Here is a 24,738-nt window from a genome sequence, read left to right as displayed (position 1 = left end):
GACGGAAAGGGTGTGCGGAGCTGAAGGTCAGCTGCCGGAACACTCGTAGTCGACCGTCGCCGGGCTCTGCCCGAACATGTAGGACTGGACCGCGTGCGGGTCCACCCCGGCGTCCACGATCCGCACCGGCTCCTCGGTCACCACGCCGTCGACGATCCGGAAGGACCGGATCTCCTCGGTGTCCGACTCGCGGGTGGAGACCAGCAGGTAGTGCGCGCCCGGCTCACCGGCGAAGGCGACGTCCGTCCGGGACGGGTACGCCTCGGTCGCGGTGTGCGAGTGGTAGATGACGACCGGTTCCTCGTCGCGGTCGTCCATCTCCCGCCACACCCGCAGGTGCTCCATCGAGTCGAACTCGTAGAACGTCATCGAGCGGGCCGCGTTGTCCATCGGAATGTGCCGGGTAGGGGTGTCGCCGCCGACGGGTCCGGCGACGACCCCACACGCCTCGTCCGGGTGGTCCCGGCGCGCGTGGGCGACGATCGCCTCGACGATCGATCGGTCGATGCTCAGCACGACGACCAGCCTAGCGCCCGTCCGGCGGACCCGGCGAGGCGGTGACCGTCACAGTTCAGTCGATCAAGGCGTTGAGCAGGGATTCCTGGAGATAACCCAGATAGGCGTAGACCGACAGTTGGAACACCCGGGACGAGGTCGGGTCCTCGGCGACCGCGTCGTCGAGTTCCTCGCCCAGGTCCGTGCCGTCCTTGATCTCCAACCGGACACCCATCGCGAGCCGGGCGTCGTTGAGCGCCCGTAACCACGCCTCGGCCGCCTCCGCGTCCAGCCGCACCTCGCCGCCGGCGGAGTCGGGCAGCGCGGCCAGCACCGCGCCCGCCTGGTCGATCTTGGCGGTCTTCAGGTCGCCCTCGGTGTACCGGCGGAACTCCGCCGCCCCGGCCGGATCGTCCGGGTAGGCGTCGGGAAAGAGCCGGCCCACGACCGGGTCGGCCGGGTCGAAGCCGTCGGTGAGCAGCCCGACCACCTCACTGGCGACCTTGCGCAGCACCCGGGCCTCGTCCACCGCGAAGGTCGCCACGTAACGGTCGCCCTGGCGACGGAACATGCTCACCGGATCATCTCCGTTCGCGACTGCGGGGCTCGCAACACCGGCTCACTCCTCGCGCTCACGAGCGGTCCACCGTCGCCCAGAGGCCGTACGCGTGCAGCTGCGACGCGTCGTGCTCCATCCGCTCCCGGGCGCCGCTGGACACCACGGCACGGCCCTTGTGGTGCACGTCCAGCATCAACTTCTCGGCCTTCTCCCGGCTGTAACCGAACAGCTTCTGGAAGACCCAGGTCACGTACGTCATGAGGTTGACCGGGTCGTCCCAGACGATCGTCACCCACTGCCGGTCCGCGACCGGCACCTCGTCGGTGTCCGGCGTCTCGACCGGTGCAACCTGTGGAGCCGCCATGCCCCCCATCGTGCCACCGGAAGTGGCGATCCGATGAACCGGAACGCCGGGGCGGCCTGGATCACCCTCCCGAGCTGCGGAAACCCGGCAAGGTACGGACACGGCGGGGATGCGCACGAAAACCCTCGGTGGCTCAGGCGAGCAGGATGCCGTGGTCGAGGGCGTCGGAGAGGACCCCGTCGAGCGAGAGCCGCAACGCCTCGAACCGCCGGGACACCTCGCGGGACAGGTCCAACTCGACCTCGCGCAGCGCCCGTTGCACCCAGGCGCGGGCCGCGTTCGGCTCGTCGTTGCCGGGGCTGCGCCAGTGTTGCCAGCACCCGCCGGAGAGGGCGACCCCGATCGGCGGCAGCACCTCGGTCCGCGGTGCGCCGGGATGACCGGCCAACGCGTCCAGCGCGCCGGACCCGGACACCACCGCCACCCCTGCGGTGCTGGTGACCAGGAGCACCCGGTCCAGATCCTGGCCGGACGGGTGGTCGGCCAGCCCCCACCCGACGGCGGCGTCGATCCGCTGCCGCGCCCCCTCGGGCAACGATGCGCCGAAGACCCGGGCGGCAGCCTCGTCGACGATCTCCCGGGCGGCCCGGTCCTGCTGGCGGGTGGCGAGCAGGGAGAGGGCCTCCAGTTCCCGGTCGAGCAGTGTGGGTAGACCCGCGCAGCCCGCCCCGAAGACGATCTCCTGGACGGCACGCAGGTGGACGGCGGCCAGTTCGAGGGCGAGGTGCTGACGGATGGCACGGGCGCAGGACCGGCTCTGCCGCTGCAACCGGTCGCCCCAGTCGTCGCCGGGCGGGTCGGCGGCCACCGGCACCCGCCCGTGGCTGCCGGGCGGCAGCGGTGAACGCGAACTCGCCCGCCGCAGCCCTTCGACGGCCGACCAGCCGACCAGCGCCCGCCGCAGGCCCGGGTGCTCGGCCCGGTACACGGGGAACCAGTCGGCCCCGGCCAGGTCCGGCACCGTGGCCAGCAGCGTGGCCCGGTGCGCCGCGACCGGATCGACCGCAGGGCCGGCCGGGGGCGGCGGGACGGACACCCCCGTGCCGTCGGTCGCCGCCGCCTCCGGTGGCACCCAGCCGCCCGCCCCCGGGGTGACCACGAAGAAGACCCGCGCCGAGGTACGGGCCACCTCGGCGAGCAGATGCAGCTCGGCGGCGGTGAGGGTCTGGTCGGCGCCGATCACGAAGAGCAGCGCGCCGGAGCGGGTCACCGCGTCCAGCAGGACCCGCCCACCGGCCACGCCCAGGGTGTCGGTGTCCGGTGTGTCGAGCACGGCGAAGTGCCGCAGCAGCGGCTCCGGCAGGCTCAACTCGACCCGACGCGGCGCCCGGGCCAGCGCCGGGCCGGCCGCCGCCTGGTCGGCCCCGTAGAAGTGCGGCTGACGGTAGCCGGGTACGTAGGCCGCCCGGGTGGCGACCCGGGCGTGCCGGACCAGCAGGCTGCTGCCCGCCGGCACGGCGAGCATCCCGGAGGGGATCCCGAGCAGCGCGGCGAGCACCTCGCGGCGGGCCGCCCCGGCGGGGCCGGCGGCGACCACGGCGAGGGGTTCGTCGGGGTGGACCTCGTCGATCCGCAGGTGGCCCGGGAACGGGCCCGGGGCGCGCAGCCCGCCGGCACCGGGCTCGTCGGACGGGTCGTCGGTCAGGTCGACCCCGGGGGGTGGTCCGGGCTTCATGCGGCCTCCGCTTGACACGGGCGACGGTCTGCACCCGTGTAGGACGTCCGGTCGGTGACTTTTGGCTGCCGGAAGGTTACGGGGCGCACCCGACGTCACCGAAACATCCGAATACTCAGCGGTAACTGTGGCGTTACTCAACTTCACAGCGTCACCAGGCACCTCCGGACCGATTTACATCGATATGCTGCTCAGATGAGTCGGTGGAGTTTCGTCGGCCGAACGGATGAACTCAGCCGTCTGTTGGCAGCGGTGCACGACGAGCAGGGACACGGCCTCTTCTTCAGCGGCAGCGCGGGCGTCGGCAAGAGCCGGCTGCTGCGCGAGGGGGTGGCCGCGCTACCCACCGACCGCTACGCCCTGTCGTTCGTCGCGGCCAGCACGGCCACCGCGGCGCTGCCCTTCGGCGGGCTCGCCCCGGTGCTGCCGGCCGAGCAACCGCCGGGCCTGTCCCCCGCGGGGGTGCTGCGCTGGGGAGTCGAGGTGCTCCAGGAGCAGGCCGCCGGGCGGCGCATCGTGCTCGCCATCGACGACGCGCACCTGCTCGACCCGCCCTCGGCGGCGCTGGTCCACCTGCTCGCCCGCGCCGAGAACACCACCGTGCTGGGCACCCTGCGCAGCGGCGAGCAGATCCCGCTGCCCATCCGGGCACTGTGGACCGACGATCTCGTCACGCACGCCGAGCTGGCCCCCCTCGGCCCCGGCGAGACCGCCGGTCTGCTCGCCGCCCTGCTGGCCGGGCCGGTCGACTCCGGTTCCGCCGAGCGGTTGTTCCGGCTCTGCGCCGGCAACCCGCTGCTGCTGCGGGAGCTGGTGCTGGCCGCCACCACCGGGGGTGAGATGGTCCGCACCTACGGGTTGTGGCGGTGGACCGGGCGGTTGGAGCTGGCCCCCAGCCTCACCGATCTCATCGACACCCGGATCGGTCGATTGGCACCCGGGGTCCGGGCGGTGGTGGAGCTGGTCGCCTTCGGTGAACCGCTCGGCCTGCGGCTGCTCGACCGGGCCGCCGACCCGGCCGACGTCGAGGTCGCCGAGGAACGCGGCCTGATCACCGTCGTGCCGGACGACCGCCGGGTCGACGTCCGGCTCGCCCATCCGCTCTACGGCGAGGTGATCCGTCGGCGCTGCCCGGTCAGCCGGACCCGCCGCCTGCAGGCCCAGCTCGCCGAACGGGTGGAGCTGGCCGGCGCCCGCCGCCGGGGCGACCTGCTGCGGGTGGCGGTGTGGCGGCTGGACTCCGGCACCGCCCAGGACCCCGGTCTGCTGCTCCAGGCGGCCGTCCAGGCGTTCACCCGCTACGACGTGCCGCTGGCCACCCGGTTGGCCCGCGCGGCGCTCGACGCCGACGGCGGCTACGACGCCGCCGAACTCCTCGCCACCATCCTGATGTTCGGCGACCGGCCGACGGAGGCGATCGGGGTGCTCGACGCGGTGGCCGGTGACATCGCCTGTGAGCACCGCCGCAGCCGGTGGCTGACCGTACGCGGGATGGTCAGCTACTGGGGGCTCAGCGAACAGTCCACGGTGGACACTATCGCGGTGGCCGGGCAGGCCCTCACCGATCCCGGGCACCAGGCCCGGGTCCGCGCCTTCGAGGCGATCATGCGGCTGCACGGCCTGGACGTCGACACCGCGCTGCGACTCGGCCGGTCGGTGCTGGACCGCCCGGCGGCCAGTGTCGCGGCCCGGGAACTGGCCCGGTGCACGATCGCCCACGTCGACGCCGTGCACGGCCGGTTCCGGGCCAGCGCCACGGCGATCGACCGGGTGCAGGCGGAGGCGGCGAACTGGCGGGCCGACATGCCGTACCTGCAACTGGCCATGGAGTTGGCCCGGGGCACCCGGTTGGCGCTCTGCGGGGACCTCGCCGGCATCGACGCCATCGTGGCCGACGAGTTCGCCGACCAGGCCGGCGCCGGGGACTTCCGGCTCGGCACCGGCTACCTGTCCATCCTCCAGGCGTACGCGGCGCGGCTGCGGGGTCGCGGCGACGACGCGCTCAAGGCCAGCCTCGGTGCCTGCGCGGTGCTCGCCACCAGCCGGGTCTTCGCCGGCCTGGCCCACGCCGAGCGGGCCCAGGCCGCGCTGCTGCGCGGCGACGTGGCGACCGCGGTCGCGGCGATGGCCGAGGCCGACCGCACCCAGGCCCCCGGCATGGCGGTGCTCCGACCATGGCTGGAGCAGGCCCGGGGCGCGGTGCTGGCGGCCGGGGGCGACCTGACCGGGGCCACCAGGCAGCTGTGCGAGCTGGCCGACCGGTTGCGCGCCGACGGCTTCGCCGGTCACGAGGCGCTGGTCCTGCACGACCTGGTCCGCCTCGGCCAGGCCACCGCTGCGGTCGGGCCGACCTGCACCGACAGCTTCCGGCGTACGGTCGCGCAGCGGCTGGCCGAACTCTCCGAGACCGTCGACGGGGTGCTGGCTCCGCTGCTCGCCCGGCACGCCCGGGCCGCCGCCGAGCGGGACGGGGCGGCCCTGCTGGAGGTGGCCGACGGATTCGCGAAGCTGGACCTGACGGTCTGGGCGGTCGACGCCACGGCGACGGCCCTGCATGGGTGGCGGCGCAACCGGTCGGCGTCGGCCGCCGCCGCGCACGAACGGCTCGCCGCCCTGCTCACCCGCTGTGACGAGATCCGTACCCCGGCGTTGGACGCGCTGCGCCCGACGCTGAGCGACCGGGAGCTGGAGATCGCCGGTTTCGCCGCCACCGGGGTGACCAGCCGGGCGATCGCGAGCCGGTTGTTCCTGTCGCACCGGACGGTGGAGAACCACCTCCAGCGGGTCTACAGCAAACTCGGCATCACCAGTCGCGCCGAGCTGGGCGCGGCGTTGCGGGCGATCCCGGGCCACGGCGGCGGCCCGGCCGGGTGAACTCTAGGCTGGGCTGGTGAGTCATCTTCGCCCTGCCCTGCTGACCGACCACTACGAGCTGACCATGGTCAGTGCCGCCCTGCGCGACGGCACCGCCGACCGCCGCTGCACCTTCGAGGTGTTCAGCCGGCGGTTGCCCACCGGACGCCGGTACGGGGTGGTCGCGGGGACCGGCCGGCTGATCGACATGATCAGGGACTTCCGGTTCACCGCGGAGGAGGTCGAGTTCCTGCTCCGGACCGGGGTGGTGGACGAGCCCGCCGCCCGGTGGTTGGCCGACTACCGCTTCACCGGTGACATCGACGGGTACGCCGAGGGTGAGCTGTTCTTTCCCGGCTCGCCGATCCTCACCGTCTCCGGGGGGTTCGCCGAGTGCGTGGTGCTGGAGACGCTGGTGCTGTCGGTGCTCAACCACGACTGCGCGGTGGCCGCGGCGGCCGCCCGGATGGTCACCGCGGCCCGGGGCCGGGCGCTGATCGAGATGGGTTCCCGGCGGGCCCACGAGGAGGCGGCGGTGGCTGCCGCACGGGCGGCGTACCTGGCCGGGTTCCGGTTCACCTCCAACCTGGCGGCCGGTCAGCGCTACGGCATCCCCACCGCCGGGACCGCCGCGCACGCGTTCACCCTGCTGCACGACGACGAGCGGACGGCGTTCGCCTCGCAGGTCGCCACGTTGGGCCGGGACACCACGCTGCTGGTCGACACGTACGACATCAGCCAGGGCATCCGGACCGCCATCGAGGTGGCCGGGCCGCAGCTGCGGGCGGTCCGGATCGACTCCGGCGACCTCGCGGTGATCGCCCAGCAGTCCCGGGAGCTGCTCGACTCGCTCGGCGCCACCGAGACGAAGATCATCGTGTCGGGGGATCTCGACGAGTACGCCATCGCCGCGCTCGCCGCCGAACCGGTCGACATGTACGGCGCGGGCACCGCCGTGGTCACCGGCTCCGGCGCACCCACCGCCAGCCTGGTCTACAAGTTGGTCGAGGTGGACGGCCGGCCGGTGGTCAAGCGTTCCGAGAACAAGGGCACCATCGGGGGCCGGAAGGTCGCGGTACGCCGGCACAAGCCCACCGGCACCGCCACCGAGGAGGTCGTCGTCTCGCAGGGCGTGCCGGACCGGCAGGCCAACGACCGGTCGCTCCAGCACTCGTTCGTGGTCGACGGCGAACCGGTCGAGCTGCCCACCATCGCCGAGTCCCGGGAGCACCTGCGGCAGTGCCTGATCTCCATCCCGTGGGAGGGGTTGAAGCTCTCCGCGGGTGATCCGGCGATCCCGGTCACGGTCGTGCCGGCTGGTTGAGCCGCCGGGGCAGACTGGGTCGTGCCGCAGGTGGATCACCGGCGGCGAGCGGAGAGGAAGGGCACCGATGGCCAACGCGCTGATCATCGTGGACGTGCAGAACGACTTCTGTGAGGGCGGTTCCCTGGCCGTCGCCGGGGGCGCGGGAGTCGCCGCCGGCATCTCGGGCCTGCTGGCCGGTGAACCGCAGCGGTGGGACCACGTGGTCGCCACCAAGGACTACCACGTCGACCCGGGGGCGCACTTCGGCGACCCGCCGGACTACGTCGAGTCGTGGCCCCGGCACTGCGTGGTCGGCACCCAGGGCAGCGAGTTCCACCCCGACCTGGTGACCGACCGGGTCGAGGCGGTCTTCCACAAGGGCGAGCACGCCGCCGCGTACTCCGGGTTCGAGGGGCACGCCGACGACGGTGAGACCCTGGCCGACTGGCTGCGCCGACGCGACGTCGACCGGGTCGACGTGGTCGGCATCGCCACCGACCACTGCGTGCGGGCCACCGCCCTGGACGCCGCCCGGGAGGGCTTCGCCACCACCGTGCTGCTCGACCTGACGGCGGCGGTCGCGCCGGCGACGCTGGACGTGGCGCTGCGGGCGATGGACGGTGCCGGGGTCGCCCTGCCCGGCGAGCCGGTGATCAGCGCCGCATGAGCCGGTAATCGCTTGCCGATGTCGTACCCCCGGTCGAGGATGACCGCCGGAGGTACGGAGCATCATGACGTTGACGCCTTACCGGCTGGCCCTGGCCCAGCCCGGTCTGCGGGCCCTGCTGCTGGTGGCGGTGCTGGCCCGCATCCCGCTCACCGCGACCGGGGTGACGCTCACCTTCTACGTGGTGCTGGAGCTGGGCCGGGGCTACGGTGCCGCCGGCCTGGTCGGCGCCGCGTCGGTCGCCGGCGCGGCCATCGGTTCGCCCCTGCTCGGCCGGTTGGTGGACCGGCGCGGCCTGCGTCCGGTGGTCGCGGTGACCACCGCCGTCGAGGCGGTCTTCTGGGCGGGCGCCCCGACGTTGAGCCTGCCGCTGCTGCTGCCCGCCGCGTTCGTGGCCGGGCTGTTCGCGCTGCCGGTCTTCTCGGTGGTCCGGCAGTCGATCGCCGCCCTGGTGCCGGCGGAGCGCCGCCGCCCCGCGTACGCGCTGGACTCGATGTCGATGGAGCTGTCCTTCATGATCGGGCCGGCGCTGGCCGTGGCCCTGGCCACCGCCGTCTCCCCCCGGGTCACGCTCTGGGCGGTCGGCACCGGCATCGTCGGCGCCGGCATCGCCCTGTGGTTGCTCGACCCGCCGACCCGCGGTGCCGAGGAGCCGGTCGGCCCGCAGCCCCGGGTGCCGCGGCGGCAGTGGTTGACCAGCCGCCTGCTCGCCGTGTTCGCGGTGAGCGCCGCCGCGACGCTGGTGCTCGGCGGCACCGACGTGGCGGTGGTGGCCGTGCTGCGGGCCGGTGGCGAGGTCGGTTGGACAGGCGCGGTGCTCGCCGCCTGGGCGGTAGCCTCGCTGGTCGGCGGCTTCGCCTACGGTGCGGTCCGCCGTTCCTTCTCTCCGCTGGCGCTGGCCGCCCTGCTCAGCCTCTGCACCATTCCGGTCGGGTTGGGCGGCGACCACTGGTGGCTGCTCTGCCTGGCGCTGCTCCCGGCCGGCGCGCTCTGCGCCCCCACCATCGCCGCCACCGCCGACGCGGTCAGCCGACTCGCCCCCGCCGGGGTACGCGGGGAGGCGATGGGCCTGCACGGCTCCGCCACCACGGTCGGCATCGCGCTCGGCGCTCCGCTGGCCGGCGCGGTCATCGACGCCTCGGTGCCGCTCTGGGGCTTCGCGGTCACCGGGGCGGTGGGGTTGCTGGTGACCCTGGTGGTCCTGCCGACGGAGCTACGTCACCGCCGCCCGCCCGTCGCCCCGGCATCCGCCCTGTCCACGCCGGCACCAGAACCGGCACCGGCCGCCTGAGCCACGCCCGCACTCGTCCGGAGCCGTCGTCAACCGCGATGCCCGCGCCGCCGGGACACGTACCGCTGCGCGTGAGCGGTATGCCTGAGAGGCATGAGAATTATGACGCTCAGGCATACCGCCCCATCGAGAGTGGTTCACCCTGCGGGTTCGCACCGGGGGAGGCTCGACCAGGGTGTGATCTCCGCCGGCCCCTCCTCCTCGGTCATCCTGAGGAAGCCGAAGGGCACCGCGAAAAGCGAAGGGCACCGCGCCCCGGTGGGGTGCGGTGCCCTTCGGCGGTTCGGGTCGGGCGTCAGCGCTGGTCGAGGTTCCCGGAGGTGTCCTCCTGGTAGCTGGCGCCGCCGTTGACCTCGCTGGTCAGTGGCTTGGCACCACCCTCCGGCGGGCCGGCGAGGCTCTGGCCGGCGGCCAGCTCGGGGAACTTCGCGTCGAACGCCGGGCGCTCGGAGCGGATCCGGGGCATCCGGTCGAAGTTACGCAGTGGCGGCGGGGAGCTGGTCGCCCACTCCAGCGAGTTGCCGTGGCCCCACGGGTCGTCCACCTCGACGACCGGCCCGGTCTTGTACGACTTCCAGCAGTTCCAGATGAACGGCAGGGTCGAGATACCGGTGATGAACGCGCCGATCGTGGAGATCATGTTGAGCGTGGTGAAGCCGTCGCCGGGCAGGTAGTCGGCGTACCGGCGGGGCATGCCCTCGGCGCCGAGCCAGTGCTGCACCAGGAAGGTGGTGTGGAAGCCGATCATCGTGAGCCAGAAGTGAATCTTGCCCAGGCGCTCGTCGAGCATCCGGCCGAACATCTTGGGGAACCAGAAGTAGATGCCACCGAAGACGGCGAACACGATGGTGCCGAAGAGCACGTAGTGGAAGTGCGCCACGACGAAGTAGTTGTCGTGCAGGTGGAAGTCGAGCGGCGGGCTGGCCAGCAGGACCCCGGTCAGACCACCGAAGAGGAAGGTCACCAGGAAGCCGACGGCGAACAGCATGGGCGTCTCGAAGGTGATCTGGCCCCGCCACATGGTGCCGATCCAGTTGAAGAACTTCATGCCGGTCGGCACGGCGATCAGGTAGCTGAGGAAGCTGAAGAACGGCAGCAGCACCTGGCCGGTGGCGAACATGTGGTGCGCCCAGACGCTCATCGACAGGGCGGCGATGGAGATGGTGGCGGCGACGAGACCCTTGTAACCGAAGATCGGCTTGCGGGAGAAGACCGGGATGATCTCGGTGATGATGCCGAAGAACGGCAGCGCGATGATGTACACCTCGGGGTGACCGAAGAACCAGAAGAGGTGTTGCCACAGCATCGGGCCGCCGGTGGCCGGGTCGTAGACGTGCGCGCCGAGCAGCCGGTCCGCGGCCAGCGCGAAGAGCGCGGCGGCCAGCAGCGGGAAGACCAGGATCGCCAGCAGGCTGGTGACCAGCATGTTCCACGTGAAGATCGGCATCCGGAACATGGTCATGCCGGGGGCGCGCAGGGTCAGGATCGTGGTGATCAGGTTGACCGCGCCGAGGATGGTGCCCAGACCCGAGATGGCCAGGCCGACGACCCACATGTTCGCGCCGACGCCGGGCGAGTGCTCGATGCTGCTCAGCGGGGTGTAGGCGGTCCAGCCGAAGTCGGCGGCGCCGCCCGGGGTGAGGAAACCGGCGGTCGCCATCGTGCCGCCGAACAGGTACAGCCAGTAGGCGAAGGCGTTCAGCCGGGGGAACGAGACGTCGGGGGCGCCGATCTGCAACGGCACGACGTAGTTGGCGAACGCGAACACGATCGGGGTCGCGAAGAACAGCAGCATGATCGTGCCGTGCATGGTGAACAGCTGGTTGTACTGCTCCGGCGACAGGAACTGCATGCCCGGTCGGGCCAACTCGGCTCGCATGACCAGGGCCATCAGGCCACCGATCATGAAGAACACGAACGCGGTGACCATGTACATGATCCCGATCTGCTTCGCGTCCGTGGTGCGCAGCAGCCGCGCGATGGCCGACCCCTTGACCGGCTCTCGGACCGGCCATGGCCGGGTCACGACCGGCTTGGGTGCGACGGTGGTCACGAATGGCCTCCGGTTCTCGGTTGTCCCGCTCGGCACGCGTCGTCAGCTGCGGGCCGTCATCCGAAAGGATGTTAGTCCCCGGTAGGTGGCAGCACCGCTCGGGGTGCTCTGGCACCATGTCCGGCCTATCGTCGGGCCTACAGCGGGCCGACCAGGAGCCGGTAGTGCTCGCCGAAGATCCGCCCGCCCCGCCCGCGCAGCAACGGGTCGCGCAGCGCCGGCGGCACGTCGCGGGTGCGGTTGCGGTCCCGGGTCCGGTCCCGCACCCATCGGGTACGCGGACGACGACGGCTCTCGTACGCGACCAGGGCCGCCTCGACACTGCCGGCGGCCCGGAGCGACTCGGCGAGCACCACCGCGTCCTCGAGCGCCATGGCGATCCCCTGGGACAGGGTGGGTGCGGTGGCGTGCGCGGCGTCGCCGACCAGCAGTACCCGGCCCCGGTGCCAGCGGCCCAGCTCGACCTCGTCGGTGAGCCCGACCTGCACGTCGCGCCAGGCGGCCAGCACCGCCGGGACCGGCCCGCCGTAGCCGCCGAAGAGTTCGTGCAGCCGGGCGACCGGGTCGGCCGGGGCGACGGTGCCGGCCTCGTCGGCGTAGCAGTAGAGCCGCCCGGCACCGAGCGGCACCACGAGGAAGCCGGCCCGCCGGCCGAGCAGCGCCGTCCAGTCGGCGACGTCGGGGCCGTCGCATACCACGCCCCGGTAGACCACCTGGCCGGCGGGGCGGGGTGGACCGCCGAGCGCGGCCAGGGAGCGGACCGCCGAGCGGGGGCCGTCGGCACCGATCACCAGGTCGTACTCGCCGCCGGTGCCGTCGGTGAAGGTGACCGCGACCCCGGCGGGCAGCAGCTCCACGGTGCTCACCTCGGCGCCGTGCCGCACCGCGCCCCCGGCCCCGCTGAGCAGCACCTGGTAGAGGTCGCGGCGGGGCAGCGCCCGGCACTCACCCACCTCGGCCCAGAGCGTGTCGAGGTCCACCTCGCAGAGCGGGTCGCCGGCGGCGTCGAGGAAGCGCTGGCGGTGGATCACCTGCCCGAGGGGGCGGACCGGGCCGTCGAGGTCCAGTCGTCGTAGTGCGCGGGCGGCGTTGCCGGGCAGGTAGAGGCCGGTGTCGGCGAGCTCGTTGGGCGGGAGCTTCTCGGTGACGTCGGGCCGGAAGCCGGCCAGCCGCAGGGCCCGGGCGACGGCCAGGCCGGCGATGCCCGCGCCGACGACGAGGATGCGCAGGGGGGAGCCACGCATGGTGGTGTACGCCTCCGGAGGGGATCGGTACGCGGTGAAGGCAAGACACTACTCCGCGCGATCGGCGCACACCAGGGCCGGTGAGACCCATCGCCACCCTCCGGACTGGACAGAAAGTGGTTCAGCCCGTCGAACGCCGTTCGATTGAAGAATACCCATGGGCCGGAAGTCGTTCGTCTCACTAGAGTGACGGCGTGACGACGGACGAGTCATACCGCTCGGTCAAGTCGGCGGGCCGCGCGCTGGACGTGCTGGAGGCGTTGGCCGCCCCCGCCGGCCCCCGCTCGCCGGTGGAGCTGAGCCGGGCGCTGGGCATCCCCAAGAGCAGCCTGCACGCCATCCTGCGGACCCTGTTGGACCGCGAGTGGGTGGCCGCCGATCCGACCGGCACCCGGTTCTCGGTGGGCCTGCGGGCGCTGGAGGTCGGGGCGGCTTTCCTGGCCGGCGCGGACGCCGCCGCCCTCTACGACGTGACCCTGGACCGGCTCGCCGGGTGCTCCGGAGAGACGGTCCAGCTCTACCGCCTGGACCGCGGCTCGGTGGTGCTGCTGGCCCGGCGGGACTCGGCGCACATCGTCCGGCCGGTCTGCGCGGTGGGGCGTCGGCTGCCGGCGCACGCCACCGCGGCCGGCAAGGCGTTGCTCGCCGCGCGGACCGACGAGGAGGTCGACCGGCTGCTCCAGTGGCCGCTGGCGGCGGCCACCGGGCGGACGGTCACCACGCCGGAGGCGCTGCGGGCCGAGCTGGCGGCGGTCCGGCGGCGGGGCTGGGCCGAGGAGTGGGAGGAGTGCAGCCCGGGGCTGGCGGCGGTGGCGGTGGCCGTACCGCTGCGGGAGCCGGCGGTGGACGCGATCTCGGTGGCCGCGCCGGTGGACCGGCTGGGGCCGGAGGCGCGGAACCGGCTGGCGGCGGTGCTGCGGGAGGCGGCGCTCCAGGCCCGGACGGCCCGCGCGCTGCTCGCGCCCAACCGGTAGGACGTGGTTCACGTACGTGGACATGATCGCCCGTTAACTTAACCGGTTCAGTTGCGCAACAGTTTCAAGTGTGTAAATGTGACAGGGACCATGGGAGCGCTCCCGGTCATATCCGAGACAAGGTCCGGCGCCCCGCGCCGCAGCCAAGGAGCATCATGAAGCGTCCATTGCGGGCCCTCGCCGCCGCCGGCCTCCTGGCCGTCGGCACGATCGTGGCCGTCGCCGTCGGCGGCACCGCCTCCGCCGACACCCAGATCTGCGAGCAGTACGGCTCCACCGTCATCGGCGGCCGGTACGTGGTCCAGAACAACCGCTGGGGCACCACCGCCCAGCAGTGCATCAACGTCACCGGCAGCGGTTTCAACATCACCAGCCAGCAGGGTTCCGCGCCGACCAACGGCGCACCGGTGTCGTACCCCTCGATCTTCGTGGGCTGCCACTACACCAACTGCTCGCCGGGCACCAACCTGCCGGCCCAGGTGAAGTCGATCAGCAGCGCCCCCGGCAGCATCTCCTTCAACTACGTGGGTGGCGCGATCTACGACGCCGCCTACGACATCTGGCTCGACCCGTCGCCCAAGCGGGACGGGGTCAACGCCATGGAGATCATGATCTGGTTCAACCGGCAGGGCAGCATCCAGCCGATCGGCTCCCCGGTGGGCAACGCCAACATCGCGGGCCGCAGCTGGGAGGTGTGGCGCGGCAACAACGGCGGCAACAACGTCATCTCCTACGTCGCGCCGTCGGCGATCCAGGGCATGAGCTTCAACGTGCTGGACTTCATCGCCGACACCCGTAACCGGGGGGCGATCACCAACGACTGGTACCTGACCAGCATCCAGGCCGGCTTCGAGCCGTGGCAGGGCGGTGCCGGGCTCGCCGTCACCAACTTCTCCCAGACCGTCAACACCGGCGGCAACCCGCCGCCCACCACCGCCCCGCCGACCACGCCCCCGCCCACCGGCGGCGGCTGCGCGGTGAAGTACACGTCCAACTCGTGGAACAACGGGTTCACCGCCGACGTGACGATCACCAACCGGGGCTCCGGCGCCATCAACGGCTGGACCCTGACCTACAACCTGCCCAGCGGGCAGCAGGTCACCAGCTCGTGGAACGCCACCGTCAGCCAGAGCGGGTCGACGGTGACCGCCCGCAACGCCGCGCACAACGGCAGCATCTCCCCCGGTGGCACCGCGACCTTCGGCTACCAGGGCTCGCTGAACGGGACGTACTCGGCGCCGACCAGCTTCTCGCTCAACGGCGTCGCCTGCGCCCGCGTCTGACCCCACACCACCCACCACCATGCGGGGGCGTGACCGGCCGGTCACGCCCCCGCACCCCGTCCGGGCTCAACCGCCCAGGGCGTCGATGTCGCGCATCTCCTCGGCGGTCAGCGAGAAGTTCCAGATGTCGGCGTTGGCGCGGATGCGCTCCGGGGTCACCGACTTCGGGATCACCACGATCTCGTGGTCGACGTGCCAGCGCAGCACCACCTGCGCCGGGGAGACGTCGTGCGCGGCGGCGATCCGGGTCAGCACCGGGTCGGCCAGGTCGCTGGCCTTGAACGGGCTGTAGCCCTCCAGCACGATCCCCCGGTCCCGGTGCTCGGTGTGCCGCTGCCGGTCGTACAGCGTCGGGCTCCACCGGATCTGGTTGACCGCCGGGTTCTCCTCGGTGGCCTGGATCAGCTCGTCGAGCTGGGCGGTGGCGTAGTTGCTCACCCCCACCGCCCGGGTGAGGTTCTCGTCCCGGGCGGCCAGCAGCTCGCGCCAGACCGGGATGCTGTCCGCCGGTGACGACGGCGGCCAGTGGATCAGCCACAGGTCGACGTGGTCCGTGCCCAGCGCCCGCAGGCTCGCCTCGAGCGTCTCCCGTTCCCGGCCGACCCGGTCCGGCGGCAGCTTGGTGGTGATGAAGACGTCCTCGCGGCGTAACCCGCTCTCCCGCACCGCCCGACCCACCTCCTCCTCGTTGCCGTACATGGTGGCGGTGTCGAGGTGCCGGTAGCCGGCGTCCAGCGCGGCCAGCACCGCGTCGTAGCCGGCCTGGCCGGTGGCCTGCCAGGTGCCGAAACCGAGCAGCGGCATCCGGACGTCGCCGGGGAGCAGGACGGTGGGTTGGTCGAGGTCCATGCCGACCCTTCTACCCGACATCGGAGCGGACATGCCGCGCCCCCGGCGAACCCGGACGGATTGCCGGAGAATGCCGGTGTGCCGAGCATCGACCCGGGCCGACGGCGAGGAGCATCGTGTACCTGACCCACCTGGAATGTCCCCGCTGCGGTCGGGAGCACGACCCCGGCCGGCTCACCAACCTCTGCACGTGCGGCTCGCCGCTGTTGGCCCGCTACGACCTGGCCGCGGTGGCCGCCGCCGTGACCCCCGAGCGGTTCGGGTTGCGCCCCGCCGACCTGTGGCGTTACCGGGAACTGCTGCCGGTGGCCGACGAGCGGCACGTCACCACGCTGGGTGAGGGGTGGACGCCGCTGTTGCGCGCCCCGGCGTACGGCCACGAGATCGGCATCGCCGACCTGATCGTCAAGGACGAGGGACTCACCCCGACCGGGTCGTTCAAGGCCCGGGGGGCGGCGGTCGGGGTGAGCCGGGCCCGGGAGCTGGGCGTACGACGGCTCGCCATGCCCACCAACGGCAACGCCGGGGCGGCCTGGGCGACGTACGCGGCACGGGCCGGGATGGCGGCGACCATCGTGATGCCGTTGGACGCCCCGGTCATCTGCCGCCGCGAGTGCGTGGCCGCCGGGGCCGACCTGCGCCTGGTCGACGGGTTGATCGGCGATGCCGGACGCTGGGTGGCCGAGCTGGTGGCCGACGCCGACGGGGCCGTCTTCGACGCCGGCACACTGCGCGAGCCCTACCGGCTGGAGGGCAAGAAGACGATGGGGTACGAGATCGTCGAGCAGCTCGGCTGGCAGGTGCCCGACGTGATCATCTACCCGACCGGTGGCGGGGTGGGCCTGATCGGCATCCACAAGGCCCTGCACGAGCTGCGGGAGCTGGGCTGGGTGGGCGACAAGCTGCCCCGGTTGGTGGCCGTGCAGTCCACCGGCTGCGCGCCGATCGTCCGGGCGTTCGCCGCCGGGGAGGACCGCGCCCGGCCCTGGGTCGACGCGCACACGGTGGCCTTCGGGATCACCGTGCCGGCCCCGCTGGGCGACGAGCTGATCCTGACCGCGCTGCGGGAGAGCAGCGGCACGGCGGTCGCCGTGGACGACGCGGAGATCCTCGCCGACCTGCGGGACTTCGCCGCCCGGGAGGGGTTGCTGCTCTGCCCGGAGGGGGCGGCCTGCCTGACCGCCGCCCGCCACCTGCGCGCCGGCGGCTGGATCCGGGCCGACGAGCGGGTGGTGGTGCTGAACACCGGATCGGGGCTCAAGTATCCGGAGACGGTCGACGTCTCCGGCGTACCGGTGCGGTGACCGCCGGCCGCCCGGGTGCCGATCCGCGTCCCACGGACGGCACGTCCCACGGGACGCCGGTGGCGTCGGCGCCACCGGCGAGCAGTAGCGGACCTGCCGGATCTCGACGACGACGAAGGGCCCCGGCCACACGCACCGGGCGTGGGCAGGGGCCCTGTCGGTCGGCTCCGCCGGTCGGCGGCGGCACCGGGTCAGGACGTCGGCGGCTCGTCCTGGCCGGCGGCCTCCGCCGCGTCGGCTTCCTCCTTGGTCCGGTGCACCACCTGGTCGGCGTGCTCCGGCGGGCCGTAGACGGTGTAGAGGACCAGCGGGTTGGGCCCGGTGTTGACGAAGTTGTGCTTCGTCCCGGCCGGCACCACCACCAGGTCACCCTGGGCGACCTCCCGCGTCTCCCCGCCGACCCGGGCCTCACCGGTGCCGCTGACGAAGGTCAGGATCTGGTCGATCCCGTCGTGGACCTCCTCGCCGATCTCGCCGCCCGGCGGAATGGTCATGATCACCAACTGGGTCTTCTCGCCGGTCCAGAGCACCCGGCGGAAGTCTGGGCTCTTCTGGGCGACCGTCGCGATCGTGAAATGCTCCATGTTCCGCTCATACCCGCAACGACGACAGATCACGCCGGGCCGTGCAGATGATGGAATTCCCCGCCCCGGGCAGGTTTGCCCGTCGCCGGATCGGGCAACGACCACTCCAGACCGGCGCGGGCGATCGCACCGGTCGAACCAGGTCCCCGCTGGCGTACCGCCGGATGGCTGCGATGGTGGGAGACGGTCGGAGCGCGGCGACGGACGGCCGGTGGGTCGTACGGCGCCGTGCGCCCGTTCAGGCCAACACCGCCAGGTGGAACGGACGGTCGGAGACGCTGCCGTCGGTGGCGAACGTCTTGACGAACACCCCGTTGGGGATGCCGGTCCGCCCCACCACGCTGATGCCACCGGGCGGCGCGAGCCCGGCGCTGCCGGCCAACCCGATCGTGCCCACGTAACCGGCCCGGCTCACGTCCTGGTCGAAGACGACCTGGTACATGCCGGGGGCGAGCCGGGTGGCGGAGGCCGCGCCGAGACCACGGGCCAGGATGCCGTTGGCGTGCACCACGGCGTAGAGCATCCGGGCCGAGGCGGGCATGCCGGTCTGCCGGTAACTGACCAGTTGGGCATCGGCCAGGGCCACGTCGTCGCGGCCGGGGACGGGTTGGGTGGCCGGGCGACGCCGGGGACCGGTGCTGGACATGGTGCTCCTGCCTGCCGGCCACCTTCTCGGGCCGGGAGCGATGGGGGGTGACTCCACGATCCGCGCCGTACGACCCGGATCCGTACCTCGAAAATATGTCGGTCATGCCGGCTACCACCAGTCGACCGCATGTCCAGTAGCTGACATAAACCCGCCGTGAGCTGCGCAAACTCCGCCCATCGGCCGAGCTGCGCCCCGCCTGCGGAGCTGCGCCCGGCCGGCGGGCGGGTCGGCGACCGGGGCTAGCCTGCTGGGGTGGCCCGACTGCTGCTCGTCGAGGACGATCTGACCATCCGTACCCCGCTGGTCCGGGCGCTGCGCGACCGGGGACACGCGGTGGCCGCCGCGTCGACCGCGATGGAGGGTTTGCGGCACACCCTCGACGACCGGCCCGACCTGGTGGTGCTCGACCTCGGCCTGCCCGACCTCGACGGCGGCGAGCTGTTGCGGATGCTGCGTGCGGTCAGCGCCGTACCGGTGATCGTGGCCACCGCCCGCGACGACGAGCGGGAGATCGTCCGGCTGCTCGACGCCGGGGCGGACGACTACGTCGTCAAGCCGTTCACCGCCGTGCAGCTCGACGCCCGGGTGCGGGCGGTGCTGCGCCGGGGCAGCCCCGACCGGCCCGACGGCGAGGCCGTGCTGGCGGTCGGCGGGCTGCGCGTCGACCCGCGCGCCCGCCAGGTCACCCTGGACGGCGTACCGGTGGAGCTGACTCCGCGCGAGTTCGACCTGCTGCACCACCTCGCCGGCCGGCCCGGTGCGGTGGTGACCAAACGGGAGCTGCTCACCGAGGTCTGGCGGATCCCCTACGGCGGGGCGGACAAGACCGTCGACGTGCACCTGTCCTGGCTGCGCCGCAAGCTCGGGGAGAGTGCCCAGCAGCCGCGCTACCTGCACACCGTGCGCGGGGTCGGGGTGCGGCTCGCCCCGCCGGCGGACGACCGGTGAGCCGGCGACACGGCGCACCCGGCAGCGGCAGGTCCCGGTCTGCTGCCGACGCACCCGGCAGGGTGACGACCGGCCGGTGCCCCGACCGGGGTCGGGGCACCGGCTCGGCGGTGGGTCAGCGGACGGCGCAGGTCAGCACCGTCGGGGCCTGGTTGTCACCGGTGCCGACCAGGCCCCAGCTGGTGGTCGCGCCGGGCGGCAGGCTGCCGTTGTAGTTGGCGTTGGTGGCGGTGACCTGCCGGCCGGACTGACTGACCGTGGCGTTCCAGGACGAGGCGATCTGCTGTGCCCCCGCGAAGGTCAGCGCGGTGGTCCAGCCGGTGATGGTGGTGCTGCCGACGTTGCGCACCGTCACCTCGGCCTGGAAGCCGCCCGACCAGTAGCCGGTCACCCGGTATCCGGCCGAGCAACCGGCCACCGGCGCGGGCGTGCCGGTGGGGATGCCGGTCGGCGTCACGGTGGGGGTGGCCGACGGCGTCACGGTGGGGGTCGGGGTCGTCCCGTCCGAGGTGGTGTAGTCGGCCCGGGTGTACGCCGCCGAGCACGTCCCACCGCAGGAGGCGGGCAGCGCGAACCGGTAGACCCGACCGTTGTTGACCAGCGTGCCGGCCGCGTCGCGGACCCGGATCTGGAAGTCGGTGCCACCGGACGCGGTCGCCCCGATCACGTACGACTGTCCCATGTCGCTGTTCATGGTGGCGGCCGTCCACACCCCACCGGCCAGGTATTCCACCCCGTGGATGCCGTTGGGCAGGTGCGAGACGGCGATCGCCGGCCAGTACCGCTGGGCGCCCTTCATGAAGCCGATCCGGATGTCGCCGGAGTAGTCCGGCGCGGGCACGAACGACCAGGAGACGTGCCGGTTGTTCCAGTGGGTGGGGTTCAGGTCCCCCACCGGCGTCCCGTTGCGCACGAACCGGTTGAGCGAGGCGGTGGAGAGGTCCAGGTGGTAGGGGTCGTCACGGCACCAGGCGTTGCCGTCGCCGCAGCTGTCCGCCACCACCATGGTCAGGGTCGCCCCGTTGTAGGCGTCCGTGGTCCACGAACCGTTGCGGCAGAACGGCTGCCCCGGTGCGCCGTCGTTGACGCCGGTGCAGTAGTCGCCGATGGTGACCCGCACGAAGCGACCACAGTTGAGGCCGTTGTTCCACAGCCCGATCTTCGCCGCCTGGCTGGCCGGGATCGGCCGCAGCGGGTACGACGAGTAGTCACCGGGCAGGTCGTAGGCGTTGAGCGCGACGAAGTCCGGCGAGTCCAGCTCCGCCTGGGGCAGGCCGCAGCCGCCGTACGGGGCACCGAGGCCGTCGAAGTGGGTGGCGTTGCCGGTGACCGGGGTGCTCGGCTCGGGCACCGCGAGCGCACGGGCGGGCAGCGGAACGGCCAGCAGCAGCGCGGCGGCGGTCAACGCCGCGAGCAGGCCGGCACGGTGACACGACGATGTCATGGGGGTACGCCTTCCGGGCAGGATGGAGCGGGGACATGGTGATCGGATGCCCTTCCACGCCCGGCGTACCGCCCACCCATGCCACCACCGGCACCGACCACTGTCAATGCCCGATGTGGAGGGCCCCGGGTACGGTGCCGATCCGTCAGGACGATTGCCGGCAACCCCTGTGGCAGGGCCGGTCGGCCCGGTAGATTGAGGTATGGTGCCCGCCCCCGGGGGTCGGGTGGCGGAACCGGTCTACCGCCCCATCCTCACCAGCAGACGCGGTGAGCTGGAGGCGCTGGGTCATCTCGACAGCGCCTCGGCTCCCCTGGTCGCCCCGGTCCTCGACGTGTCCCCGGCCGATACCGGCCTGCCCGATCTGCTGCGCCGGCTGCCCGCCGGTCTGGTGCCGGCCGTCGACGTCTGCGCCCTGCCCGACGGGCCGGCCGGCGAGCTGGCCCGGTGGGACCTGCCCGTCCTGCCGGTGGTCGGGTTGGCCTGTGGCGACCGGCGGTTGGCGGCACACGGCGCGGCCTGTCGGGCGTACGCCCGGGGTGCGGTGGTCCGGCTGCGGATCGGCCGGGACCGGGCCGGCCCGGACGCCACGACGACGGCGGTGGAGCGGATCTGGCGGCGGACCGGGCTGGTCCCGGAGCAGTGTGACCTGCTGGTCGACACCGGTGACGTGTGCTGCCTCGCCGACCTGCGGGTCGCCGAGCCCCGGGTGCGCCGGGTGGTGGACTGGGCCTGCCGGCACGCCTGGCGCACGGTGACCGTGGCGGCCGGCGGGATGCCGCCGTCGCTGTCCCGGCTGCGCACCGACGAACCGGTCCGGGTGGACCGCTGGGACTGGCTGTTCTGGCGTCGGCTGACCGACCTGGGCGTCGGGTACGGCGACTACGGCGTGGTCCCCGCCCCGCCGGGCGACGTGGAGCCGGGCGACCGGCTGCCGACGGTGCGGTACACCACCGACGACGGGTGGTGGATCTACCGCTGGTCGCGGCGGGGTGGCCGGGGCGACGAACGGTTCGCCGACCTGTGCCGCACGCTGGTCACCGCCGCACACTGGCCGGCCGCCGGGGCGGGGTTCTCCTGGGGTGACCACGAGTTGCTGCGGCGGGCCCGCCGGGTCACCGGGGCCGGGTCACCGGCGAACTGGACGGCATGGAGCACGTCGCACCATCTGGCGCACGTGCTGTCGGAGCTGACCGGGCCGGTCGACGGGCGTCGTCGGGGCCCGCCGACGGGCGTCGACGACCGGGACGGGTTCACCCGGCCGCACCGCGGCGGGGAGCACCGGTGGGCCCGCTGACCGGGTCACTCCTGCTCGGTGAAGCCGAACTGGACCACGCCCTCGTCGTCGACGGAGGCGTCCACGGAGGTGTCGTTGAGCAGTTCGGCGGCGTCGGGGTCGAGGAAGATACGGGCCCCTTCGGTGTCGACGACCTGATCGCCCTGCGCCGGCACGGGCACCAGTTCGATGGTGAGCGCACCGGCCTCGGTGTCGGCGGCGATCCGCAGCCCGCCGTCCTGGGCCACGTCCTGCTGGGCGGCGAGGTCACGGATCACGAGTACGGCGTTGTCGGTCATCGTGAGCATGGTGGGACTCCTCGGGATCATCGGGATCATCAGGGTCGGAACGTCGCTCGACGACACGTGCGCGTTCCCTGCGGCGAACCGGTGCCCGCCGGGTGATTCGGGGCGTCTTCGTGCCGCCCTCCCCACCCACGGTGCCTGCCGCCCGGAGGTTCGTCAAATAGAGCGCCGGCTATCGGCGAATCCGCAGAACATCCACGTTTCCGCTCCTCAGCCCCCTGATCTTTCCTACCCTGAGCGCATGGACGCTGCCCGACGGTACGCCGCAGAACTGCTCGGCACCCTGCTGCTGGTCCTCGCCGGGGTGGGCACCGCCGTCTTCGCCCAACTCCAGGGCGGCGTGGTGGCCGTGGCGCTGGCCTTCGGGTTCGTGCTGGTGGGGTTGGTGTACGCGATCGGCCCGCTCTCCGGCGCGCACCTCAATCCGGCGGTGACGATGGGGGTGCTGCTCTCCGGCAAGATCTCCGTGGTCGGCGCGGTCGCGTACTGGATCGCGCAGTTCGTGGGGGCCACGGTGGCCGGCTTCGTCATCTGGGGGCTGGTCCGCTGGGGTGGCGTGGCGGACCAGACGGGAGCGTTGGGCACCAACGGTTACGGGGTGCACATCAACCGGGGTGGCACGGCGGTGCTGGAGGTCATCCTGACGTTCCTGTTCGTGCTGGTGGTGCTGGTGGTGACGAGCCGGGTCGAGCACGCCGGCTTCGCCGGTCTGGCGATCGGCCTGGCCCTGGTGGCGGTGCTGCTGGTGGGAATCACCCTGGACGGCACCTCGATCAACCCGGCCCGGTCGTTCGGTCCGGCCGTGTTCGAGGGCGGTGCCGCGCTCCGGCAGCTGTGGGTGTTCATCGTCTTTCCGCTGCTCGGCGGGGCGCTGGCCGCGCTGGCCGCCCCGCTGCTGGTGGCGCCGAGCCGGCACTTCCGTGCCGAACCCGACGCGCCCGATCCGGCCGCGCCGGACCCGACCTGACCCCGACCGGGGCCAGCCGACCGGGGCCAGCCGACCGGGGCCAGCCGACCGGCTGAGCCCGACCGGTGGACGCCACCCGGGTGGTCAGCGCCGTTGCAGCACCACCACCGGGATCTCCCGGTCGGTCTTGCTCTGGTATTCGTTGTAGGCCGGCCAGATGCCGGTCATCCTCGGCCACATCCGCGCCCGCTCCGCCGGCTCGGCGGTCCGCGCCCGGACGGCGAACGTCTCCGGGCCCACCTGCACCTGCGCGTCGGGTTCGTCGAGCAGGTTGAGATACCAGGAGGGGTGCTGGGGCGCACCACCCTGGGAGGCGACGATCAGGTAGTCGTCGCCGTCCCGCCCGTAGATGAGCGCGGTGCGGCGTAGCCTGCCGCTGCGCCGGCCCCGGGTGGTCAGCAGCAGCGTGTAGACGCCCGGCTGCCACTCGTGCCCCTCGGCACCGCCGGTCGCGACGTACCGCCGGATGTGATCGGCGACCCAGCCCTCGGGGCTGTCCAGCACCTGCTCGTCGGTCGACATCTGCGCCTCCGGGTAGCTCGTGGCATCGACCCGGCCACGCTATCCCGACATAAACCCCAAAGGCGGGCGAACGACTCAACGCACCGCTGCCGCCTGGAGGTTCACGTTGCCGCAACTGCTGTTGAAGGTCTTCTCGACGGTCCAGCGGATCAGCAGCTGCTCACCCCGGGGCACCCGGTACCGGATGACGAACTGGGCGGTGTGGGTGGTGTGCGGGTCCTCCAGCCGCAGCGTGCGGGTCGCGCCGCCGGTGGACAGCCGCACGTCCAACCGACCCTGGGCCATCCAGGTGCCGGCGAAGAGGTGCACCGTACGCGGTTCACCGTCGCCGGTCACGGCCAGCGCGAACCCGTTACCGACCCCGCAGACGAACACACCGGTGGCGGTGGCGGAGACTGCCGGCACCCCGGCACCGTCACGCCACCCGAACAACTCGGGATTGGTGTCGTACCGGTCGCGTGCACCCCGGCCGCCCTCGTCGCGGATCTCACCGGTGCCGCCGCTCTTACGGATCAGGGTCTCCGGCCGGTTGAGGCCCCAGTGCACCCAGTCCCGGGCGCCCAGGGCGGTCAGGTCCACCTCGGCGGGCACCTCGGCCCGGGAGACGCTCAGCGTCGGCGCGGCCGGGGACGCCGCCGGGGTGGCCGTCGGCGTCGGTGGCCCGCTCGGCGGCGGCGGGGTGCGTTCCCGGGGCTGCAGGCCGGGTGCGACGACCCCGGCCTCGGCCGACACGCCCACCCCCGTCGCCCCGGTCGGATAACCGGCCGGGGTCGGCGCACCGGCCGGCAGCACCAGGTCGGGCTCCGCCGGGTCCGGGTCCGGGCCCAGATAGGTCACCAGCACCGCAAGGCAGGCCAGGCCGGCCACCGAACCGATCGCCCAGCGGCGGCGTTGCCGACGACGGGCCTCCCGCCGTTGGGCGATGCGCGTCGTCGGGCCCGGCCCGATCCGCCAGGTCTCTTGGTCGTTCACGTATGTCCCACTCCCCAGCCCGACGCCCGCGACCGGTCGGGGAGGGGGTGCGGTCGCGCCGTGAGCGTTCTCACGTTTTCATTCCAGGGCCGCCATGCGCCATATGCCAGCGGGTGGGCGTTTCCAGTTTGTTACCAAGTGCGTGCCGCGGAAA

At 72.8% G+C, this 24,738-nt stretch carries 23 protein-coding genes; 10 read left to right on the top strand and 13 right to left on the bottom strand.

Annotation, left to right across the window (positions count from 1 at the left end; genetic code table 11):
- Nucleotides 1-27: 27 nt before the first annotated feature.
- From AB0K25_RS12730 to AB0K25_RS12715, 4 genes are all read right to left on the bottom strand, one after another.
- Nucleotides 28-516, bottom strand: a complete 489-nt coding sequence (locus AB0K25_RS12730; protein WP_219467705.1) for a M67 family metallopeptidase — start codon at nt 514-516, stop codon at nt 28-30.
- A gap of 55 nt (nt 517-571) precedes the next feature.
- Entirely contained in the window at nt 572-1,066 is a 495-nt protein-coding gene (locus AB0K25_RS12725; RefSeq protein ID WP_219470718.1) for a DUF2017 domain-containing protein, read from the bottom strand.
- A 61-nt stretch (nt 1,067-1,127) separates the two neighbouring features.
- A complete protein-coding gene (gene clpS, locus AB0K25_RS12720) occupies nt 1,128-1,418 on the bottom strand; it encodes an ATP-dependent Clp protease adapter ClpS (RefSeq protein WP_091251593.1) in 291 nt (96 codons plus the stop codon).
- A gap of 133 nt (nt 1,419-1,551) precedes the next feature.
- A complete protein-coding gene (locus AB0K25_RS12715) occupies nt 1,552-3,093 on the bottom strand; it encodes a hypothetical protein (RefSeq protein ID WP_363820119.1) in 1,542 nt (513 codons plus the stop codon).
- Nucleotides 3,094-3,288: 195 nt separating this feature from the next.
- Here AB0K25_RS12715 and AB0K25_RS12710 point away from each other — a divergent pair, with 195 nt between their 5' ends.
- The 4 genes from AB0K25_RS12710 to AB0K25_RS12695 all read left to right on the top strand — a co-directional run bounded on the left by AB0K25_RS12710 (nt 3,289) and on the right by AB0K25_RS12695 (nt 9,210).
- Nucleotides 3,289-5,967: a LuxR C-terminal-related transcriptional regulator gene (locus AB0K25_RS12710; protein ID WP_363820116.1), complete on the top strand. Its 2,679-nt coding sequence runs from the start codon at nt 3,289-3,291 to the stop codon at nt 5,965-5,967.
- A 16-nt stretch (nt 5,968-5,983) separates the two neighbouring features.
- Nucleotides 5,984-7,270: a nicotinate phosphoribosyltransferase gene (locus AB0K25_RS12705; protein WP_208567437.1), complete on the top strand. Its 1,287-nt coding sequence runs from the start codon at nt 5,984-5,986 to the stop codon at nt 7,268-7,270.
- A gap of 67 nt (nt 7,271-7,337) precedes the next feature.
- Nucleotides 7,338-7,919: an isochorismatase family protein gene (locus AB0K25_RS12700; protein WP_363820113.1), complete on the top strand. Its 582-nt coding sequence runs from the start codon at nt 7,338-7,340 to the stop codon at nt 7,917-7,919.
- A 64-nt stretch (nt 7,920-7,983) separates the two neighbouring features.
- Entirely contained in the window at nt 7,984-9,210 is a 1,227-nt protein-coding gene (locus AB0K25_RS12695) for an MFS transporter (protein ID WP_357534749.1), read from the top strand.
- 295 nt (nt 9,211-9,505) lie between these two features.
- Here AB0K25_RS12695 and ctaD read toward each other — a convergent pair whose 3' ends face one another.
- Together ctaD and AB0K25_RS12685 are read right to left on the bottom strand one after the other, a co-directional pair.
- Nucleotides 9,506-11,263, bottom strand: coding sequence for a cytochrome c oxidase subunit I (gene ctaD, locus AB0K25_RS12690; protein ID WP_219467692.1), 1,758 nt, complete (start codon nt 11,261-11,263; stop codon nt 9,506-9,508).
- Between the two features lie 137 nt (nt 11,264-11,400).
- Entirely contained in the window at nt 11,401-12,507 is a 1,107-nt protein-coding gene (locus AB0K25_RS12685; RefSeq protein WP_363820109.1) for an FAD-dependent monooxygenase, read from the bottom strand.
- A 194-nt stretch (nt 12,508-12,701) separates the two neighbouring features.
- Here AB0K25_RS12685 and AB0K25_RS12680 point away from each other — a divergent pair, with 194 nt between their 5' ends.
- The gene (locus AB0K25_RS12680) at nt 12,702-13,481 is read left to right on the top strand and encodes an IclR family transcriptional regulator (protein WP_219467689.1); all 780 of its coding nucleotides are present in this window, start codon (nt 12,702-12,704) and stop codon (nt 13,479-13,481) included.
- A gap of 155 nt (nt 13,482-13,636) precedes the next feature.
- Entirely contained in the window at nt 13,637-14,764 is a 1,128-nt protein-coding gene (locus AB0K25_RS12675) for a cellulose binding domain-containing protein (protein WP_363820106.1), read from the top strand.
- A 66-nt stretch (nt 14,765-14,830) separates the two neighbouring features.
- On the opposite strand, the gene AB0K25_RS12670 is transcribed toward AB0K25_RS12675, so the two are convergent.
- Nucleotides 14,831-15,613, bottom strand: coding sequence for an aldo/keto reductase (locus AB0K25_RS12670; RefSeq protein WP_219467684.1), 783 nt, complete (start codon nt 15,611-15,613; stop codon nt 14,831-14,833).
- 116 nt (nt 15,614-15,729) lie between these two features.
- Between AB0K25_RS12670 and AB0K25_RS12665 the strand changes: the two genes are divergently transcribed.
- Complete coding sequence (locus tag AB0K25_RS12665; protein WP_219467681.1) at nt 15,730-16,917, top strand: threonine synthase; 1,188 nt, start codon at nt 15,730-15,732, stop codon at nt 16,915-16,917.
- A 191-nt stretch (nt 16,918-17,108) separates the two neighbouring features.
- On the opposite strand, the gene AB0K25_RS12660 is transcribed toward AB0K25_RS12665, so the two are convergent.
- The gene (locus tag AB0K25_RS12660) at nt 17,109-17,501 is read right to left on the bottom strand and encodes a cupin domain-containing protein (protein ID WP_219467678.1); all 393 of its coding nucleotides are present in this window, start codon (nt 17,499-17,501) and stop codon (nt 17,109-17,111) included.
- A gap of 238 nt (nt 17,502-17,739) precedes the next feature.
- On the bottom strand, nt 17,740-18,147 hold the full coding sequence (locus AB0K25_RS12655) for a hypothetical protein (protein WP_219467676.1): 408 nt from the start codon (nt 18,145-18,147) through the stop codon (nt 17,740-17,742).
- 255 nt (nt 18,148-18,402) lie between these two features.
- Here AB0K25_RS12655 and AB0K25_RS12650 point away from each other — a divergent pair, with 255 nt between their 5' ends.
- Entirely contained in the window at nt 18,403-19,098 is a 696-nt protein-coding gene (locus tag AB0K25_RS12650; RefSeq protein ID WP_357534755.1) for a response regulator transcription factor, read from the top strand.
- Between the two features lie 115 nt (nt 19,099-19,213).
- Here AB0K25_RS12650 and AB0K25_RS12645 read toward each other — a convergent pair whose 3' ends face one another.
- Entirely contained in the window at nt 19,214-20,542 is a 1,329-nt protein-coding gene (locus AB0K25_RS12645) for a cellulose binding domain-containing protein (RefSeq protein ID WP_363820101.1), read from the bottom strand.
- Between the two features lie 202 nt (nt 20,543-20,744).
- Between AB0K25_RS12645 and AB0K25_RS12640 the strand changes: the two genes are divergently transcribed.
- Nucleotides 20,745-21,839 (top strand): beta family protein, encoded by a 1,095-nt coding sequence (locus AB0K25_RS12640; protein ID WP_363820098.1) that lies wholly within the window; start codon nt 20,745-20,747, stop codon nt 21,837-21,839.
- A 5-nt stretch (nt 21,840-21,844) separates the two neighbouring features.
- Here AB0K25_RS12640 and AB0K25_RS12635 read toward each other — a convergent pair whose 3' ends face one another.
- Nucleotides 21,845-22,126, bottom strand: a complete 282-nt coding sequence (locus AB0K25_RS12635) for an iron-sulfur cluster biosynthesis family protein (protein ID WP_208569597.1) — start codon at nt 22,124-22,126, stop codon at nt 21,845-21,847.
- Between the two features lie 238 nt (nt 22,127-22,364).
- Between AB0K25_RS12635 and AB0K25_RS12630 the strand changes: the two genes are divergently transcribed.
- A complete protein-coding gene (locus tag AB0K25_RS12630; RefSeq protein ID WP_208569598.1) occupies nt 22,365-23,090 on the top strand; it encodes an aquaporin in 726 nt (241 codons plus the stop codon).
- An 84-nt stretch (nt 23,091-23,174) separates the two neighbouring features.
- Here the strand turns inward: AB0K25_RS12630 and AB0K25_RS12625 are convergent, their stop codons facing one another.
- On the bottom strand, nt 23,175-23,612 hold the full coding sequence (locus AB0K25_RS12625; RefSeq protein ID WP_208569599.1) for a nitroreductase family deazaflavin-dependent oxidoreductase: 438 nt from the start codon (nt 23,610-23,612) through the stop codon (nt 23,175-23,177).
- Between the two features lie 75 nt (nt 23,613-23,687).
- Nucleotides 23,688-24,584 (bottom strand): hypothetical protein, encoded by an 897-nt coding sequence (locus AB0K25_RS12620; protein WP_308291033.1) that lies wholly within the window; start codon nt 24,582-24,584, stop codon nt 23,688-23,690.
- Nucleotides 24,585-24,738: the final 154 nt, after the last annotated feature.

Origin of the sequence: Micromonospora sp. NPDC049257 (assembly GCF_040678915.1) — a bacterium.
GTDB classification, from domain to species: Bacteria; Actinomycetota; Actinomycetes; order Mycobacteriales; family Micromonosporaceae; genus Micromonospora; species Micromonospora antibiotica.
Note: the sequence above shows the minus strand (reverse complement) of the source record. Positions and strands in the feature narration are given on the sequence as shown.

What these genes read in the sequence shown, in the direction of transcription:
- AB0K25_RS12625 (WP_208569599.1), bottom strand. Translation starts at nt 23,612, where the DNA reads ATGTCGACCGACGAGCAGGTGCTGGACAGCCCCGAGGGCTGGGTCGCC.
- AB0K25_RS12645 (WP_363820101.1), bottom strand. Translation starts at nt 20,542, where the DNA reads ATGACATCGTCGTGTCACCGTGCCGGCCTGCTCGCGGCGTTGACCGCC.
- AB0K25_RS12630 (WP_208569598.1), top strand. Translation starts at nt 22,365, where the DNA reads ATGGACGCTGCCCGACGGTACGCCGCAGAACTGCTCGGCACCCTGCTG.
- AB0K25_RS12635 (WP_208569597.1), bottom strand. Translation starts at nt 22,126, where the DNA reads ATGCTCACGATGACCGACAACGCCGTACTCGTGATCCGTGACCTCGCC.
- clpS (WP_091251593.1), bottom strand. Translation starts at nt 1,418, where the DNA reads ATGGCGGCTCCACAGGTTGCACCGGTCGAGACGCCGGACACCGACGAG.
- AB0K25_RS12670 (WP_219467684.1), bottom strand. Translation starts at nt 15,613, where the DNA reads ATGGACCTCGACCAACCCACCGTCCTGCTCCCCGGCGACGTCCGGATG.
- AB0K25_RS12725 (WP_219470718.1), bottom strand. Translation starts at nt 1,066, where the DNA reads ATGTTCCGTCGCCAGGGCGACCGTTACGTGGCGACCTTCGCGGTGGAC.
- AB0K25_RS12640 (WP_363820098.1), top strand. Translation starts at nt 20,745, where the DNA reads ATGGTGCCCGCCCCCGGGGGTCGGGTGGCGGAACCGGTCTACCGCCCC.
- AB0K25_RS12660 (WP_219467678.1), bottom strand. Translation starts at nt 17,501, where the DNA reads ATGGAGCATTTCACGATCGCGACGGTCGCCCAGAAGAGCCCAGACTTC.
- AB0K25_RS12685 (WP_363820109.1), bottom strand. Translation starts at nt 12,507, where the DNA reads ATGCGTGGCTCCCCCCTGCGCATCCTCGTCGTCGGCGCGGGCATCGCC.
- AB0K25_RS12715 (WP_363820119.1), bottom strand. Translation starts at nt 3,093, where the DNA reads ATGAAGCCCGGACCACCCCCCGGGGTCGACCTGACCGACGACCCGTCC.
- AB0K25_RS12700 (WP_363820113.1), top strand. Translation starts at nt 7,338, where the DNA reads ATGGCCAACGCGCTGATCATCGTGGACGTGCAGAACGACTTCTGTGAG.
- AB0K25_RS12710 (WP_363820116.1), top strand. Translation starts at nt 3,289, where the DNA reads ATGAGTCGGTGGAGTTTCGTCGGCCGAACGGATGAACTCAGCCGTCTG.
- AB0K25_RS12695 (WP_357534749.1), top strand. Translation starts at nt 7,984, where the DNA reads ATGACGTTGACGCCTTACCGGCTGGCCCTGGCCCAGCCCGGTCTGCGG.
- AB0K25_RS12675 (WP_363820106.1), top strand. Translation starts at nt 13,637, where the DNA reads ATGAAGCGTCCATTGCGGGCCCTCGCCGCCGCCGGCCTCCTGGCCGTC.
- AB0K25_RS12655 (WP_219467676.1), bottom strand. Translation starts at nt 18,147, where the DNA reads ATGTCCAGCACCGGTCCCCGGCGTCGCCCGGCCACCCAACCCGTCCCC.